This is a genomic window from Pseudomonas sp. S06B 330, assembly GCF_002845275.2.
Classification (GTDB): domain Bacteria; phylum Pseudomonadota; class Gammaproteobacteria; order Pseudomonadales; family Pseudomonadaceae; genus Aquipseudomonas.
The window spans coordinates 5216723-5232814 of record NZ_CP088149.1 but is presented as its reverse complement, the minus strand read 5'-3'; the positions used below and the strand labels follow the sequence as shown (position 1 = coordinate 5232814).

Genomic DNA, 16092 nt, shown 5'->3' with positions numbered 1-16092 from the left:
TTGCAGGTCGTGCCCTTTGTCTTTTTCATCACCCTGATTCCTGCGTGGCCATGAACGAGATAACCGCCCCCGAGCAATATGATCTGCAAACCTCTGCGCTGAAGGTGCCGCCACATTCCATCGAGGCCGAACAGGCCGTGCTCGGTGGCCTGATGCTGGACAACAACGCCTGGGAGCGAGTGCTTGATCAAGTCTCCGACGGCGACTTCTACCGGCATGACCACCGCCTGATCTTCCGCGCCATCCACAAACTCGCTGACCAGAACGCCCCGTTCGACGTGGTAACCCTGCACGAGCAACTGGACAAGGAAGGTCTCAGCTCCCAGGTCGGTGGCCTCGGCTACCTCGGTGAGCTGGCCAAGAACACCCCGTCGGTGGCCAACATCAAGGCCTACGCGGCGATCATCCGCGAGCGGGCGACCCTGCGCCAGTTGATCAGCATCAGTAACGAGATTGCTGACAGCGCCTTCAACCCCCAGGGGCGTAACGCCGCCGAAATCCTCGATGAAGCCGAGCGACAGATCTTCCAGATCGCCGAAGCGCGACCGAAAACCGGCGGCCCGGTGGGCGTTAACGACCTGCTGACTAAAGCCATCGACCGTATCGACACGCTGTTTAACACCGACAGCGCGATTACCGGCCTGTCGACCGGTTACACCGACCTCGACGAGAAGACCAGCGGGCTGCAGCCGGCCGACTTGATCATCGTCGCTGGCCGTCCGTCCATGGGTAAGACCACCTTCGCCATGAACCTGGTGGAGAACGCCGTGTTGCGCAGCGACAAGGCGGTTCTGGTGTACTCCCTGGAGATGCCAGGTGAATCGCTGATCATGCGTATGCTCTCGTCCCTGGGCCGCATCGACCAGACCAAGGTGCGTTCCGGTCAGCTGGAAGACGACGACTGGCCGCGCCTGACGTCGGCGGTCAACCTGCTCAACGATCGTAAGCTGTTCATCGACGATACCGCCGGCATCAGCCCGTCGGAAATGCGTGCGCGGACCCGTCGCCTGGTGCGTGAGCATGGCGAAATCGGCCTGATCATGATCGACTACCTGCAGTTGATGCAGATCCCAGGTTCCAGCGGCGACAACCGTACCAACGAGATTTCCGAGATCTCCCGCTCGCTCAAGGCCCTGGCCAAAGAGTTCAACTGCCCGGTGGTAGCGCTGTCGCAGCTCAACCGCTCGCTTGAACAGCGGCCGAACAAACGCCCGGTGAACTCCGACTTGCGTGAATCGGGTGCAATCGAGCAGGACGCCGACGTGATCATGTTCGTGTACCGGGACGAGGTGTATCACCCGGAAACCGAGCACAAGGGCATCGCCGAAATCATCATCGGTAAGCAGCGGAACGGTCCGATCGGCTTTATCCGCCTGGCCTTCATTGGTAAGTACACGCGCTTCGAGAACCTGGCACCAGGTAGTTACAACTTCGACGACGACGAATAAAGCCAAATCAGCCAATTCCGACCTTTAACGTCGGAATTGGTTAAATTTTGTGCTATATTCCGCGCCCGCGATTTTTCATCGATTAGCCACCGGTCACTGACATGCAAGCAGCCAAACCACTTTTCGACTATCCCAAGTACTGGGCCGAATGCTTCGGACCAGCACCGTTCCTGCCGATGAGCAGGGAGGAGATGGATCAGCTCGGCTGGGATTCCTGCGACATCATCATCGTGACCGGCGACGCCTACGTCGACCATCCGTCGTTCGGGATGGCGATCATCGGCCGTCTGCTTGAGGCCCAGGGCTTTCGTGTCGGCATCATCGCCCAGCCGAACTGGCAGTCCAAAGACGACTTCATGAAGCTCGGCGAGCCGAACCTGTTCTTCGGCGTCGCGGCCGGCAACATGGACTCGATGATCAACCGCTACACTGCCGACAAAAAGATCCGCTCCGACGACGCCTATACCCCGGGTGGTCTGGCCGGCAAGCGTCCGGACCGCGCCAGCCTGGTCTATAGCCAGCGCTGTAAAGAAGCCTACAAGCATGTGCCAATCGTCCTCGGCGGCATTGAGGCTTCGCTGCGCCGTATCGCCCATTACGATTACTGGCAGGACAAGGTTCGTCATTCGATCCTGATCGACGCCTGCGCCGATATCCTCCTGTACGGCAACGCCGAGCGGGCTATCGTCGAAGTGGCCCAACGCCTGGCGTTCGGTGAAAAGATCGAAAACATCACCGATATTCGCGGCACTGCCTTCATTCGCCGGGACACCCCGCAAGGCTGGTACGAAGTCGACTCCACGCGTATCGACCGTCCGGGCAAGGTCGACAAGATCATCAACCCGTACGTCAACACTCAGGACACCCAGGCCTGCGCCATCGAGCAGGAAAAGGGCCCGGTTGAAGACCCGAACGAAGCCAAGGTCGTGCAGATCCTGGCTAGCCCGCGCATGACCCGTGACAAGACGGTGATTCGCCTGCCATCGTTCGAAAAGGTCCGCAACGACCCGGTGCTCTACGCCCATGCCAACCGCGTGTTGCACCTGGAGACCAACCCGGGCAACGCCCGCGCCCTGGTGCAGAGGCACGCGGAGGTGGACGTGTGGTTTAACCCACCACCCATTCCGATGACCACTGAAGAAATGGACTACGTGTTCGGCATGCCCTATGCGCGCATTCCGCACCCGGCGTACGGCAAGGAGAAAATTCCGGCCTACGACATGATCCGTTTCTCGGTGAACATCATGCGTGGCTGTTTCGGCGGCTGCACCTTCTGCTCGATCACCGAGCACGAGGGGCGGATCATCCAGAACCGTTCGCACGATTCGATCATTCGTGAAATTGAAGAAATTCGCGACAAGGTGCCAGGTTTTACCGGGGTTATCTCCGACCTCGGCGGCCCGACCGCGAACATGTACCGCATTGCCTGCAAGAGCCCCGAGATCGAGTCGGCGTGCCGCAAGCCATCGTGCGTGTTCCCGGGCATTTGTCCGAACCTGAACACCGACCACTCGGCGCTGATCCAGCTGTACCGCAGTGCGCGTGACCTGCCGGGAGTGAAGAAGATTCTCATCGCCTCGGGCCTGCGCTACGACCTGGCGGTGGAGTCGCCGGAGTACGTCAAGGAGCTGGTCACCCACCACGTCGGCGGCTACCTGAAAATCGCGCCGGAGCACACCGAAGAAGGCCCGCTGAATCAGATGATGAAGCCGGGTATCGGTAGCTATGACCGCTTCAAGCGCATGTTCGAGAAGTACTCGAAAGAGGCGGGTAAAGAGCAGTACCTGATCCCGTACTTCATCGCTGCGCACCCGGGCACCACCGACGAAGACATGATGAACCTGGCGCTGTGGCTCAAGGGCAACGGTTTCCGTGCTGACCAGGTGCAGGCCTTTTATCCGTCGCCAATGGCCTCGGCCACGGCCATGTACCACTCGGGCAAGAACCCGCTGCGCAAGGTCACTTATAAGAGCGACCCGGTCACCATCGTCAAGAGCGAGCAGCAACGCCGCCTGCACAAGGCTTTCCTGCGCTATCACGATCCGAAGGGCTGGCCGATGTTGCGTGAAGCGCTGGAGCGCATGGGTCGCGCGGACCTGATCGGTCCGGGCAAGCACCAGCTGATCCCGCTGCACCAGCCTGCAACTGACAGCTACCAGAGCGCGCGTCGCAAGAACTCGACGCCAGCGGGTAGCCACAAGGTGGCCAAAGAGCAGAAGATCCTTACCCAGCATACGGGCTTGCCACCACGCGGTAGTGACGGCGCCAATCCGTGGGACAAGCGTGAGCAGGCCAAGGCTGCGGCGTTTGCCCGCAATCAGCAGGCAGCGAAGGAACGCAAGGAAGCTGCCAAGGGGGGCAAGGGCAAGAAGAAGCCTGCCCGCCAGCCGGTGATTCCACGCTGATTGAGCGGTTTTCTCCATCGGAGCGTTTCAAGTAATCAGCCCATAAATACCCCTCTGTGAGGGGTATTTTTTTGCACGTTACATTTTGGTTGGGCTAGAGGGACCTTTCCCCTAGCCATTGATCAAGCTTGGGCCACATCCGCTTGACCGCCGCCGGTCCCGCCACCAGGCTGATATGGCCACCGGGCAGCACCAGCTCTGCCTTGTCGTGCGAACCCACTCCCGCCACCAAAGGCTGTGCGCAGTCTGGCGGCACGAGCGAATCGTACTGTGCGATGACATGCAGCAACGAGACCTTGATGTTTTTCAAGTCGACCTCTTGGCCAGCGATGCGCAACCCCCCTTCAAACAGCGCGTTCTTTTTTCCCAGGTCCTGATTGATCTGTCGAAAGTATTCGCCTGGAAGCGGCAGGGTTTCGTCACTGAAGCGAGCCATCATGCGGTGACCTTTAACGTAGTCGTCGTTCCACATGTTGTCCCAAAGCCGGACCTGGCTGGCAATACGGCCTGCTGGTCGATGCAGTTCAATTGCCTTGACGATGGTCTGGGGCGGGACAATGCCTTTCGCATTGATCAAGCGCTCAGCCTGGAAATGACGTTGGCTGGCCAACGGCATTTTCGTCCAGTCGATGGGCGTGGTGAAGCACACCAGGTTTTTCAGGGGACCGTCCGGATGTAGGGCGGCGTACAGGGTTGCGAGCACGCCCCCCATGCAATAGCCAACCAGCGTGACGTCATCCACGCCTGAATCCTGCTGTACGCGGCGAATACAGTCGGGAATGAAGTCGAGCACATAATGCTCGAACTTCAGGTGTGACTCCTCCCGAGTTGGCGGATTCCAGTCAATGACATACACGTCGTAACCGCGCGCGAGCAGAAACTCGATCAGGCTCTGCCCCTTCGCCAGATCGAAAATGGCAGCCTTGTTGGTCGTCGCCATAACGAACAACAGCGGCACGCGGTAAATCTCATCTGATGTTGCGTGATAGTGGTACAGGCTTACCGTACCGCGTCGGTGCAGAAGCGTCCTGGGGGTCAAACCAACGGCTGGCGGGGGTGTGCTCAGGTACTCAAGACCCTTGCGGCTACGCTGGATCATCATGCTGACCTCCGAGCGCAGTCTATTGGCCAACGACGCGTCGGCTACCGGGCTTTCATGCGGCCGAGGCATCGAGATTTCCTTCCTTGCTTTTACGTTTGGATGCCGGTTTGAGCGGCGCAGGGGAAACTTCAACCAGCGGACGTCGAGTACGGGGCGGGCGTGTTGCAATCGGCGTACTGCTGGGGGGCGGCAGTAACTGATCAAGTTTGTCCTCTACTCGCTGTAACGACGCAGCGAGCACCGCGATTTCGGAACGGCTGGGCAGGTCCAGACTTCTGTGCAAACGCTCCAGCGACGTTTGCGACAGGTGCTGGAGGCCGAGCGAGACCTTGGAATACTGGTCGATCACAAGACCCAGCTGTTTCGAGTCGTTGTTGCGGGCAGCCAGGGCATTGATGCCGTCCTCGAACCGAGTGATGGCCTCGCGATACAGTTTTAACGGATCAGGTAATGCCATGACGTGGTCCTCACTCAACGGTTAACAGAGCAGTTTTTTTCTATCGGATAGGTTTGGCGTGCGGCCAATTGATCAAGACCGGAAATCGCTTTGCGGCGGATCAGAGCGGTGGGCACGAACAAAGGTTTGATCAACAGCCCACAGGTGTCGGCCGCCTTGGGCGACAACAGGCGTAGCAAGGCGCTGCCCCAGCGTTCGGTAACAACCCACGCGGTCAGGGTCGAGCTGGCCAGTTCACCAGCGCTGGCGCGTAGTCGCGAGTGTTTGCGGGGCATTCTGTCGGCGATCTCGATCGTGCGGTCGGCCGGCGACTGCTGGGCGAACGCATTGCTCAGTGCATCGGCGATGCGCTGCAGCGCGTCACGGCTGGCGCTATTGACCGAGTCGAAATTGATGAAGCCGTGGAACTGACCTCGGTAGTGCAGCAGTTCCACCGGCACCTGGGCTGCACGCAGACGCGCGGCATAGTCCAGGCCGTCGTCGCGGATCGGATCGAAACCGGCACTGACGATAACCGCTGGCGCCAGGCCGTGCAGGTCGGGGTTACGGCGTGGCGAATACCAAGGGTCAAGCAGGTCCAGTGTGCTGAGCGAGGGGGCGAGGGTCTGCTCAATCCACTGAACGGCTTGATCAGTCAGCAGGGCACTGCTGTGCGCGTTCTCCGCGTAGGAGGGGAACTTGTCCACCAGTTCAGTGGCCGGGTACACCAGCACTTGCAGGCTCAGTGCCGACCCGCGGCGGCGCACGTTTTCCTGGGCGATGGCAGCGCAGAGATTGCCGCCTGCCGAATCACCGCCAATGGCCAGACGAGTGATATCGATACCCAGCTGAGCTCCCTGTTTAGCCACCCATTCGAACGCAGCGAGGGCATCGGCACGGCCTGCTGACAGATCGTGCTCCGGCGCCAGGCGATAGCGCACGGCAATGACGATGCAGTTGGCGGCCAGCGCAATGCTGCGGCAGATGCCATCAGCGGTGTCCAGATCGCCGATGATGAACCCGCCGCCGAAAAACCACATAAACGCAGGCCGCAGCGGCTCAGTATGGCCAGGTTTGAACACGCGCAGGGTGATGGCCCCACCGGGACCGTCGATCAGTTGCTCCGTTACTGAGCCCACTGCTGGGTTGCGTCCGAGCGCAAGCGCGGTCAAGCGCCACCCCTGACGCAGTCTGGGCAGAGAATAGGTTTCTGCAGGGCGCAAGCGGGTGGAGAAGTTGACCAGGCGCAAAAATGCCCGCGCTTCTCGGTCGGGTTGCTGGGCGCGCAATACGCGAGGCATACCGATAGCCTGTCGCTCAGGGCTTGCCTTTGGTTTTTTGTTGTTGTTCATTGCCACTCCGTTCGCCGGTAATCCGTATGCCGCGCCATAGCGATAGCCTACTGACCACCGTGGTTTTGCGTCGCTACCCTCAATGGGGGGCCAACGACCCACTCGTCGCTGCTGGCAAAGCCTCAAATCTGTGCAAGGCTTGCACGGCAGCTTCGTTGCGGTGCGTTTCTGGCGCACCTGAGCAGGTTGCGCGGAGCAATCGTGGAACTGGCCACCTGGCACAGGTCTTGCGCGGCTCTGCTACCGTCCAGGCTCGCAGGAGGCCCGCCGTGTCGATCCATGTCGCCTTGCACCATGTCACCGAGTACCGTTACGACCGCGCTGTCGAGTTGGGGCCACAGATCGTCCGTCTGCGTCCGGCGCCCCACAGTCGTACACGGATTCTCTCCTATGCGTTGAACGTGCAGCCGGACGGGCATTTCATCAACTGGCAGCAAGACCCCCAGGGCAATTACCTGGCTCGCCTGGTGTTCCCGGAGAAAACCGACCAGCTACGGATAGAAGTCGACCTGGTTGCCGAAATGGCGGTGTTCAACCCCTTCGACTTCTTTCTTGAGCCCTACGCTGAGCAGATTCCCTTCAACTATGCCAAGGACGAACGCCACGAGCTGATGCCCTACCTGGAGCAATTGCCGCTGACCCCCGCGTTCGCCGATTACCTGCAGAGCATTGATCGCAGCCCTCAGCCCAGCGTCGATTTTCTGGTTGCCCTCAATCAGCGCCTGAGTCTGGACATTAGCTACCTGATCCGGCTCGAACCCGGTGTACAAACACCGCAGCAGACCCTGGAGCTTGGCTCGGGCTCCTGCCGCGACTCGGCCTGGCTGTTGGTGCAACTGCTGCGTCATCTTGGCCTGGCGGCGCGCTTTGTTTCCGGGTATTTGATTCAACTGAGTGCCGATATCAAAGCCCTTGATGGGCCCTCTGGTGCCGATGAAGACTTCACCGACCTGCACGCCTGGTGCGAGGTCTACCTGCCCGGCGCGGGCTGGATCGGCCTGGATGCGACGTCCGGGCTATTTGCCGGTGAAGGCCATATCCCATTGGCCTGTAGCCCTGACCCAACCTCTGCGGCGCCTATCAGCGGGCTGGTCGAACCCTGTGACTGTACTTTCACCCATGACATGCGTGTCGAGCGGTTGTGGGAGTCACCGCGGGTAACGCTGCCTTATAGCGATGAGCAGTGGCAGGCGATCGTCACCCTTGGGCGTCAGGTCGACACGGATCTAAAAGCGGCGGATGTGCGCCTGACCATGGGCGGTGAGCCGACCTTCGTTGCCCTTGATGACCCCGACGGCGCTGAATGGAACACCACGGCGCTGGGACCGGACAAGCGTCGCCTGGCCAGTGAGTTGTTCCAGCGTCTGTATCAGCACTATGCACCCAAGGGGCTGGTTCACTTTGGGCAGGGCAAGTGGTACCCGGGTGAGCAACTGCCGCGTTGGTCGTTGAACTGCTTTTGGCGCCGTGACGGCGAGCCAGTGTGGCGCAATCCAGCACTGATTGCCCGAGAGCAGGAAGACTATGGTGCCGACAGTCAGTTGGCCGGGCGCTTTCTCGCCAGCGTTGCCGAACGGCTGAAGTTGCCCGGCCGTTACGTATTCCCAGCCTACGAAGATGCGCTGTACTACCTATGGCGCGAAGGTGGGTTGCCGTCCAATGTCAGCGTCGAGGATGCGCGGCTGGATGATGAGATGGAGCGCGTACGGCTGCGCAAGGTGTTTGGCCAGGGCCTCGATCAGGTCATCGGTCAGGTCCTGCCGCTGGCGCGCAGTGCCGATGAGCAACGCTGGCAGAGCGGGCGTTGGTACCTGCGCGATGAACATTGCCGGCTGGTGCCCGGTGATTCAGCGTTGGGTTATCGCCTGCCGCTGGCGGCGCAGCCTTGGGTCAGTGCGGCAGAGTATCCCTATGTACATCCGACTGATCCTAATCAGCTACTCGGTGACTTGCCCGGCCGTGACGTATTGGCCGCGGCCAGTGTGGCTCATGAAGTGGATGAACAGGAGCTGCCGGCGCCGAAGGCCGATGCCTCAGCCGACTGGCTGACCCGTACGGCGTTATGTGCCGAACCCAGGGACGGGCGCCTGTACGTGTTCATGCCGCCACTCTCGCGACTGGAAGACTACCTTGAGCTGGTGGCGGTGATTGAGGCAAGCGCGTCTGAACTCAATTGCCCGGTGATCCTCGAAGGCTACGAACCACCCGCTGACCCGCGGCTGATTAACTTCAAGGTGACCCCGGACCCAGGCGTGATCGAGGTAAACGTGCAGCCGTCAGCCAGTTGGGATGAGCTGGTCGAACGCACCGAATTTCTTTACGAACAGGCCCGGCAGACGCGATTGATCAGTGAAAAATTCATGATCGACGGTCGCCACACCGGCACGGGGGGCGGCAATCACCTGGTGCTTGGCGGCGCAACACCGCAGGACTCACCGTTTCTGCGTCGGCCAGACCTGTTGCGCAGCCTGATCAGTTATTGGCACAACCATCCGTCGTTGTCCTATCTGTTTTCTGGCCTGTTCATCGGTCCGACGTCTCAGGCGCCACGGGTGGATGAGGCGCGCAACGACGCGCTGTACGAACTGGAAATTGCCTTCGCGCAGATGCCCGAGCCTGGTGAGTCCTGCGCACCGTGGCAGGTGGACCGACTGCTGCGCAACTTGCTGATTGATGTGACCGGCAACACCCATCGCGCCGAATTCTGCATCGACAAGCTGTATTCGCCGGATGGCCCGGCCGGGCGCTTGGGCCTGCTGGAGTTGCGGGCTTTCGAGATGCCGCCGCATGCGCGCATGAGCCTGCTCCAGCAGCTGTTGCTGCGGGCATTGGTGGCGCGTTTCTGGCGTGAGCCCTATGCACCGACCCGCTTGGTCCGTTGGGGTACTGAGTTGCACGATCGCTTCATGCTGGCGCATTTCATTGAGCAGGATTTTGCCGATGTGCTGGTCGAGCTCAATGCCGCCGGTTACCCCTTGCGTGCCGAATGGTTCGCCGCGCATTTTGAGTTCCGTTTTCCCAAGGTGGGCGACTACGCGGTCAATGGCATCGAACTTGAGTTCCGCCAGGCCCTGGAACCCTGGCATGTGCTGGGTGAGGAGGGCGGTGCAGGTGGCAACGTGCGCTATGTCGATTCGTCGCTGGAACGCCTGCAGGTCAAGGTCACTGGCATGAGCGCCGAGCGCTATCGGCTGACGTGTAACGGTGTCGCCGTGCCGTTGCAGGCTACCGGGCGAGTCGGTGAATTCGTTGCGGGCGTGCGTTATCGCGCCTGGCAACCGGCCAACTGCCTGCAGCCGACCATCCCGGTGCATGCGCCGCTGGTCTTCGATGTGCTCGACACCTGGATGGGGCGCTCGTTGGGCGGGTGTCAGTACCACGTAGCCCATCCTGGCGGGCGCAATTACGACAGCCAACCGGTTAATGCCAACGAAGCCCAGAGCCGGCGCCAGGCACGTTTTTTCCGCCTTGGGCACAGTCCCGGCAAGTTGCCGGTGCCGATGCTCCAGATCGATCCACAAATGCCCTTTACTCTGGATCTGCGCCGTCACTGAGCGCTACTCTGACATTGACCTGTGGCCTTCGAGCACTGCCATGCCTGACTTGTTTGATGCCTACCCGCTGCAAGCGGGTGCTTACCACGAAATGCTTGCAGCCCAAGGCAAGGTTCGTGGCCATTGGCAGCCGGTGTGCGACTATCTGCAACGCAGCGGTCCGGCGCAGTTGGCACAGCGCCAGGCTTCGTTGACCCGGCAGTTGCAGGAAAACGGCGTCACCTACAACATTTATGCCGACCCCAAGGGCGCTGATCGCCCCTGGGAACTCGATCTTTTGCCGCATGTGTTGCCTGCTGGCGAATGGCAGCAGCTGGCTGCAGGCGTCGCCCAGCGCGCTCGGTTGCTCAATGCCGTACTGGCAGACATCTACGGGCCACAACGCCTGATCAGCGACGGCATGCTGCCGGCTGAACTGGTTTACGGGCATAACAATTTCCTTTGGCCGTGCCAAGGTATATGCCCGCCCGACGGGACGTTTCTGCATGTGTATGCGGTTGATCTGGCGCGGGCGCCGGACGGACGTTGGTGGGTGACCGCCGACCGCACCCAGGCACCGTCCGGGGCCGGCTATGCGCTGGAGAACCGCACCATCGTTTCACGGGCCTTGCCGGAGTTGTACCGGGATCTGCAGGTGCAGCATCTGGCGGGTTTTTTCCGGACTTTGCAGCAAACCCTGATCCGCCTGGCACCCAACGATACAGAGCCACCCTTGGTGGTCCTGCTGACACCGGGGCGGTTCAACGAAAGCTATTTCGAACATTTGTATCTGGCGCGTCAGCTGGGGTATCCGTTGGTAGAGGGCAGTGACCTGACCGTGCGCGATGCCACGGTGTACCTCAAGACGCTCAGCGGCCTGCGCCGTGTTCACGCGATCATGCGCCGCCTGGATGATGACTTCTGCGACCCGCTGGAGCTGCGCACCGATTCCGCTCTGGGTGTGCCGGGACTGCTCGATGCAGTGCGCCAGGGTCGGGTGTTGGTGGCTAATGCCTTGGGCAGCGGCGTGCTGGAGTCGCCCGGATTGCTCGGCTTTTTACCTGCGATCAATCAGCGTCTGTTTGGCGAAGCGCTCAGCCTGCCATCGATTGCCACCTGGTGGTGCGGGGAACCTGCAGTGATGGCGCGGGCGCTGGAGCAATTACCGCAGTTACTGGTCAAGCCGGCGTTTCCTTCCCAGAGCTTCAGGCCGGTGTTCGGTCGTGACCTGGACAGTGCTCAGCGCCAAGCCTTGGCCGAGCGGATTCAGGCGCGTCCCTATGCCTATGTTGCCCAGGAGCTGGCGCAGCTGTCCCAGGCGCCGGTCTGGCAGCAGGACACGGGCCAGTTGCAGTCTCGGGCTATCGGCATGCGCGTGTATGCAGTGGCGTCGGCGCAAGGGTACCGCGTGTTGCCTGGTGGCTTGACGCGGGTCGCGGCCCTTGCCGACGCTGAGGTGGTGTCAATGCAGCGCGGCGGTGCCAGCAAAGACACGTGGGTGCTGGGTGAAGCGGCAGCGGTCGGTGAGCCGTGGCGCAGTCAGCGTGATTTGCGGGTGGCAGACCTGGTTCGCCAGGACCCATTCCTGCCTTCGCGCGTGGTGGAGAACCTGTTCTGGTACGGGCGCTATTGCGAACGCTGCGACGCCAGCGCTCGCTTGCTGCGGATTATCCTCACCCGCTATCTGGACGGCGATGACCCCCTGGCCCTGCAGGCGGCGGTAACCCTGGCCGATGAACTGGCGTTACTGCCAGAGGAGGGCACATTGCCCGAGCGCTTGCGTACAGCTCTGGCCGACAGCGACTGGGCTTTCAGCCTCAATGCCAATTTGCAGCGTTTGCAGTGGGCGGCTTCGCAAGTACGCGGCAAGCTTTCGCGCGAAAACTGGCAGGCGCTGGTGGAGTTACAGCGCGAATCGCGCAGCCTTGATGATGACGCTGCAGACTTTGGTGAACAGGTGGATTTTCTCAACCGCCTGCTTATGTCCATGGCGGCGCTGTCCGGGTTTGCCTTGGATGACATGACCCGCGACGAGGGCTGGCGCTTCTTGATGATCGGTCGGCGCATCGAGCGTCTGCAGTCTCTGTGCAGCAGCTTGGCGGCCTTTCTGCGGGGGCCTGCGGTGTTCGATCAGGCCGGGCTGGAGTGGCTGCTGGAGTTGGGTAACAGCAGTATTACCTATCGCTCACGCTACCTGGCGGTGGCCCAGTTGATTCCGGTGCTCGACCTCTTGCTGCTCGATGAGCAGAACCCTCATGCGGTGCTGTTCCAGCTCAAATTGCTGGTGAGCGCCTATCGACGTTTGTGCGCCGAGTTCGCTGGCAGCGTGGATCCTGGTCTGGCGTTGCTGGCCGAACAACTCAAGCATTTTGATTTGCGCAGCCTCGAGGATTCGCTGTTCGGCAGTGCCAGCATTCACGCGGTGCTGCTTGGCCTGGCCGATCTGTTACACGACATCGCCGTGGCCAGCGGTGAGATTTCCGAGCGCCTGGCATTGCGTCATTTCGCCCATGTCGACGATGTCAGCCAGCAAACGGTGTCGGTCTGATGAGCGCTCATTACCAGGTCATTCACGACACCCATTACCGTTATGACAGCCCGGTCTCGCTGGCCCAACAACTGGCGCATCTATGGCCGCGGCCCTGTGCTTGGCAACGTTGCACGGCGCAGGTCTTACAGGTCAGCCCGATGCCGACCCAGCGACGTGATGAATGGGATGTCTTCGGTAACCCGCTTACGCGGCTGGCCTTTGAACGTCAGCATGATCAGTTGCGGGTGGTGGCGCGCTTGCAGATTGAAGTCTTGCCGCGTGCCGAGCCGCAGTTGAGTGCCTCTCCCGCCTGGGAGCAGGTGCGTGATGCACTGAGCTATGCCGCTCAACCGCGATCGGATGAACATCTGCAGGCCTGTCGCTACCGATTCGAGTCGCCCTATGTGCGTCTCAAACAGCGCTTCGTAGCGTTCAGTGCGTCGTGCTTTGCCCCTGGGCAACCGTTACTGACTGGCGCCCAGGCATTAATGGAAAAGATCTATACCGAGTTCACCTTCGATGCCGAGGCGACCCAGGTTGCTACGCCGTTGGTGCAGGTGCTGGAGCGCCGTCGCGGTGTCTGTCAGGACTTCGCCCACCTCATGCTCGCTTGCCTGCGCTCGCGAGGCCTGGCAGCGCGCTACGTCAGTGGCTATCTGTTGACTCGGCCGCCGCCAGGGCAACCCCGGTTGGTCGGTGCTGATGCGTCCCATGCCTGGGTTTCGGTGTTCTGTCCAACGCAGGGATGGGTTGATTTCGACCCGACCAACAACCTGCGGCCTGGGTTGGAGCACATCACTCTGGCCTGGGGCCGGGATTTTTCCGATGTGTCGCCCTTGCGCGGGGTGATCCTCGGCGGGGGCAACCATGACCCGCAGGTGCAGGTCACGGTCATGCCGGTGGAGGAGGGGCAGCTCTAATCAGGTTTTTTGTCGACCCATTTGGGCGCGACGGGCGCTTGGAAACTGTCCATGGCATCAAGCAGTTCACCGGGGGCGTCGGCCAGTTGCAACATGGCGCGGTGCTGTGGACGGACGAAGCCTTCTTCCACCACGTGATCGAGGAAACTGCCCAGCTTACTGTAGAAGCCGTTGACGTCGAGCAGGCCCAAGGGCTTGGCGTGGTAGCCCAGTTGGCCCCAGGTCCAGACTTCGAACAGTTCTTCCAGGGTGCCCAGGCCACCGGGCAGGGCCACGAAGGCATCGCTAAGTTCAGCCATGCGTGCTTTACGCGCATGCATGCCATCGACGACTTCCAGGCGGGTCAGGCCGGTGTGGCCGACCTCGGCGTTTTTCAGCGCTTCGGGGATAATCCCGATCACTTCGCCGCCAGCTGCCATGGCGGCGTCGGCAACGATCCCCATCAGGCCAACCGCGCCGCCGCCGTAGACCAGGGTCAGACCGCGTTGAGCGATGGTCTGACCAAGGGCGATGGCCGCTTCCCGGTAGGCTGGGTTGACGCCGGCGCTGGCGCCACAGAACACACAAACGGAACGTACAGGCATTGCTTCTCTCCGGTTACAAGCGCGCACAGAGTAAGCGGCTGAACGGTACCTTCCAAGAGTGAGCGGTGACATTAACTGCGAAGTGCGGGTTATTCCGGACGCGCGAACTCACACGTCGCACCACTGGCACCGCAGGCATAAGCGGCCAGAAGGCTGCGCATAAGGCTGTTGAGGGTCATGGCAATTACTCCTTAATGAGAGGTTGTTTCATCCTCCCTCAACGGTGCATGATGGGCACTTAGATTTCATGTATACAATTCATAGAACAAATTCACTGCTGATGGCGCTTTGCTAGCACTTGATCCACATCATGGGTTCGCCTCACGCTTTCAGGCAGTCTGCAAACTGATAAAACCCTGCCAAGGAGATTCACGATGTTTGCCAAAGTTGTAGCCGTATCCTTGCTGACCCTCGCCAGCACTCAGGTATTCGCCGCTGAGTGCAAGGTCACGGTCGACTCCACCGATCAGATGACCTTCAACACCAAGGCCATTGAAATCGACAAGAGCTGCAAGACTTTTACTGTTGAACTGACGCACTCCGGTTCGTTGCCGAAGAACGTGATGGGCCACAACCTGGTGATCAGTAAAGAAGCTGACATGCAGCCGATCGCCACCGACGGCTTGAGCGCTGGTATCGACAAGAACTATCTGAAAGACGGCGATGAGCGTGTTATTGCTCATACCAAAGTGATTGGCGCCAAGGAAACCGACTCGGTGACCTTCGATGTATCCAAGCTCAAGGCTGATGAGAAGTACGGCTTCTTCTGCTCGTTCCCAGGCCACATCTCGATGATGAAAGGCACTGTTACTCTGAAGTAATCTGACCCGTTGTAGCCGCTGCCGCCAGGCTGCGATCGACTGCGAAGCAGTCGTCATCCAGTCACCGTGATGGGCCTGAATGACGGTCGTTTCACGCCCGATCGCAGCCTGGCGTCAGCGGCTACGATCAAATCAGGGCGCGAACGGCATCTCGCGCTTGTGTTGGGTCTTCTCGTACGTCCCCTTGATAATCGCAAACGCCTCTTCACTGACCGGCTCACCGTGCAGGAAGGCGTCGATCTGTGCGTAGGTCACGCCATGCGACGCTTCGTCCGGCTTGCCTGGCGCAAGGTCTTCAAGGTCGGCAGTCGGCACTTTTTCTACCAGTGATTCCGGGGCGCCAAAGCTGCGCGCAATGTCACGCACCTGGTTTTTCACCAGGCCGCTCAATGGCGCCAGGTCGCAGGAACCGTCACCAAACTTGGTGAAGAACCCCATCACCGCTTCGGCAGCATGGTCAGTGCCGATCACTAGGCCCTGACGAGCACCGGCGATGGTGTATTGTGCGACCATGCGCATGCGCGCCTTGGTATTGCCGGTCACGAAGTCGACCATGGCCGGCTGACTGTTCTCCAAGGCTTTCACTTCTTTGCTCAACGCCTGGACGGCGGGCGCAATGTTCACCGTGTGCAGTTCATCCGGCTTGATCACCTCCAGGCAGGCCTGGGCATCGTGTTCGTCATGCTGCACGTGATAAGGCAGGCGTACGGCAATGAAGCGATAGTCCGGATCACCGGATTCGTTGCGCAGCTCGTTGATCGCCCGTTGCGCCAGCAGCGCTGCCGTCAGCGAATCGACACCACCACTGATACCCAACACCAGGGTCTTGAGGCGCGCGTTATTCAGGCATTGCTTGATGAACGCCACGCGACGGGTCACTTCGGTATCGAGTGCTGCGCGGTCGGCGAAGGGCGGCTGGACCTTGAGCGCTTGCGCAATCTCTCGCTGGACGGCTTGCATG

At 60.6% G+C, this 16092-nt stretch carries 11 protein-coding genes; 6 read left to right on the top strand and 5 right to left on the bottom strand.

What is annotated here, in order from left to right:
- The first annotated feature begins 50 nt into the window (after positions 1-50).
- Entirely contained in the window at positions 51-1448 is a 1398-nt protein-coding gene (dnaB, locus tag CX511_RS23600) for a replicative DNA helicase (protein ID WP_045182180.1), read from the top strand.
- A gap of 101 nt (positions 1449-1549) precedes the next feature.
- Positions 1550-3853, top strand: coding sequence for a YgiQ family radical SAM protein (locus CX511_RS23595; RefSeq protein ID WP_045182182.1), 2304 nt, complete (start codon positions 1550-1552; stop codon positions 3851-3853).
- A gap of 94 nt (positions 3854-3947) precedes the next feature.
- On the opposite strand, the gene CX511_RS23590 is transcribed toward CX511_RS23595, so the two are convergent.
- The 3 genes from CX511_RS23590 to CX511_RS23580 are packed head-to-tail and all read right to left on the bottom strand — an operon-like array spanning position 3948 to position 6743.
- The gene (locus tag CX511_RS23590) at positions 3948-4955 is read right to left on the bottom strand and encodes an alpha/beta fold hydrolase (RefSeq protein WP_231353353.1); all 1008 of its coding nucleotides are present in this window, start codon (positions 4953-4955) and stop codon (positions 3948-3950) included.
- 52 nt (positions 4956-5007) lie between these two features.
- A complete protein-coding gene (locus CX511_RS23585; protein WP_101292103.1) occupies positions 5008-5412 on the bottom strand; it encodes a hypothetical protein in 405 nt (134 codons plus the stop codon).
- 14 nt (positions 5413-5426) lie between these two features.
- Positions 5427-6743, bottom strand: coding sequence for an alpha/beta hydrolase (locus CX511_RS23580; protein ID WP_052675478.1), 1317 nt, complete (start codon positions 6741-6743; stop codon positions 5427-5429).
- Positions 6744-7012: 269 nt separating this feature from the next.
- Between CX511_RS23580 and CX511_RS23575 the strand changes: the two genes are divergently transcribed.
- From CX511_RS23575 to CX511_RS23565, 3 genes are read left to right on the top strand one after another with little or no spacing between them, the layout of a single operon-like run.
- The gene (locus tag CX511_RS23575; RefSeq protein WP_101292104.1) at positions 7013-10297 is read left to right on the top strand and encodes a transglutaminase family protein; all 3285 of its coding nucleotides are present in this window, start codon (positions 7013-7015) and stop codon (positions 10295-10297) included.
- Positions 10298-10337: 40 nt separating this feature from the next.
- Positions 10338-12824, top strand: coding sequence for a circularly permuted type 2 ATP-grasp protein (locus CX511_RS23570; RefSeq protein ID WP_101292105.1), 2487 nt, complete (start codon positions 10338-10340; stop codon positions 12822-12824).
- The gene (locus tag CX511_RS23565) at positions 12824-13726 is read left to right on the top strand and encodes a transglutaminase family protein (protein WP_101292106.1); all 903 of its coding nucleotides are present in this window, start codon (positions 12824-12826) and stop codon (positions 13724-13726) included. The genes CX511_RS23570 and CX511_RS23565 overlap by 1 nt, the downstream gene beginning before the upstream one ends.
- Here the strand turns inward: CX511_RS23565 and CX511_RS23560 are convergent.
- Entirely contained in the window at positions 13723-14310 is a 588-nt protein-coding gene (locus CX511_RS23560; RefSeq protein WP_045182193.1) for a cytokinin riboside 5'-monophosphate phosphoribohydrolase, read from the bottom strand. The two genes, CX511_RS23565 and CX511_RS23560, sit on opposite strands and share 4 nt — an antisense overlap.
- Positions 14311-14684: 374 nt before the next feature.
- Here CX511_RS23560 and azu point away from each other — a divergent pair, with 374 nt between their 5' ends.
- On the top strand, positions 14685-15131 hold the full coding sequence (gene azu / locus CX511_RS23555) for an azurin (RefSeq protein WP_045182195.1): 447 nt from the start codon (positions 14685-14687) through the stop codon (positions 15129-15131).
- A gap of 132 nt (positions 15132-15263) precedes the next feature.
- On the opposite strand, the gene nadE is transcribed toward azu, so the two are convergent.
- Positions 15264-16091 (bottom strand): NAD(+) synthase, encoded by an 828-nt coding sequence (nadE, locus tag CX511_RS23550; RefSeq protein ID WP_045182196.1) that lies wholly within the window; start codon positions 16089-16091, stop codon positions 15264-15266.
- Position 16092: the final 1 nt, after the last annotated feature.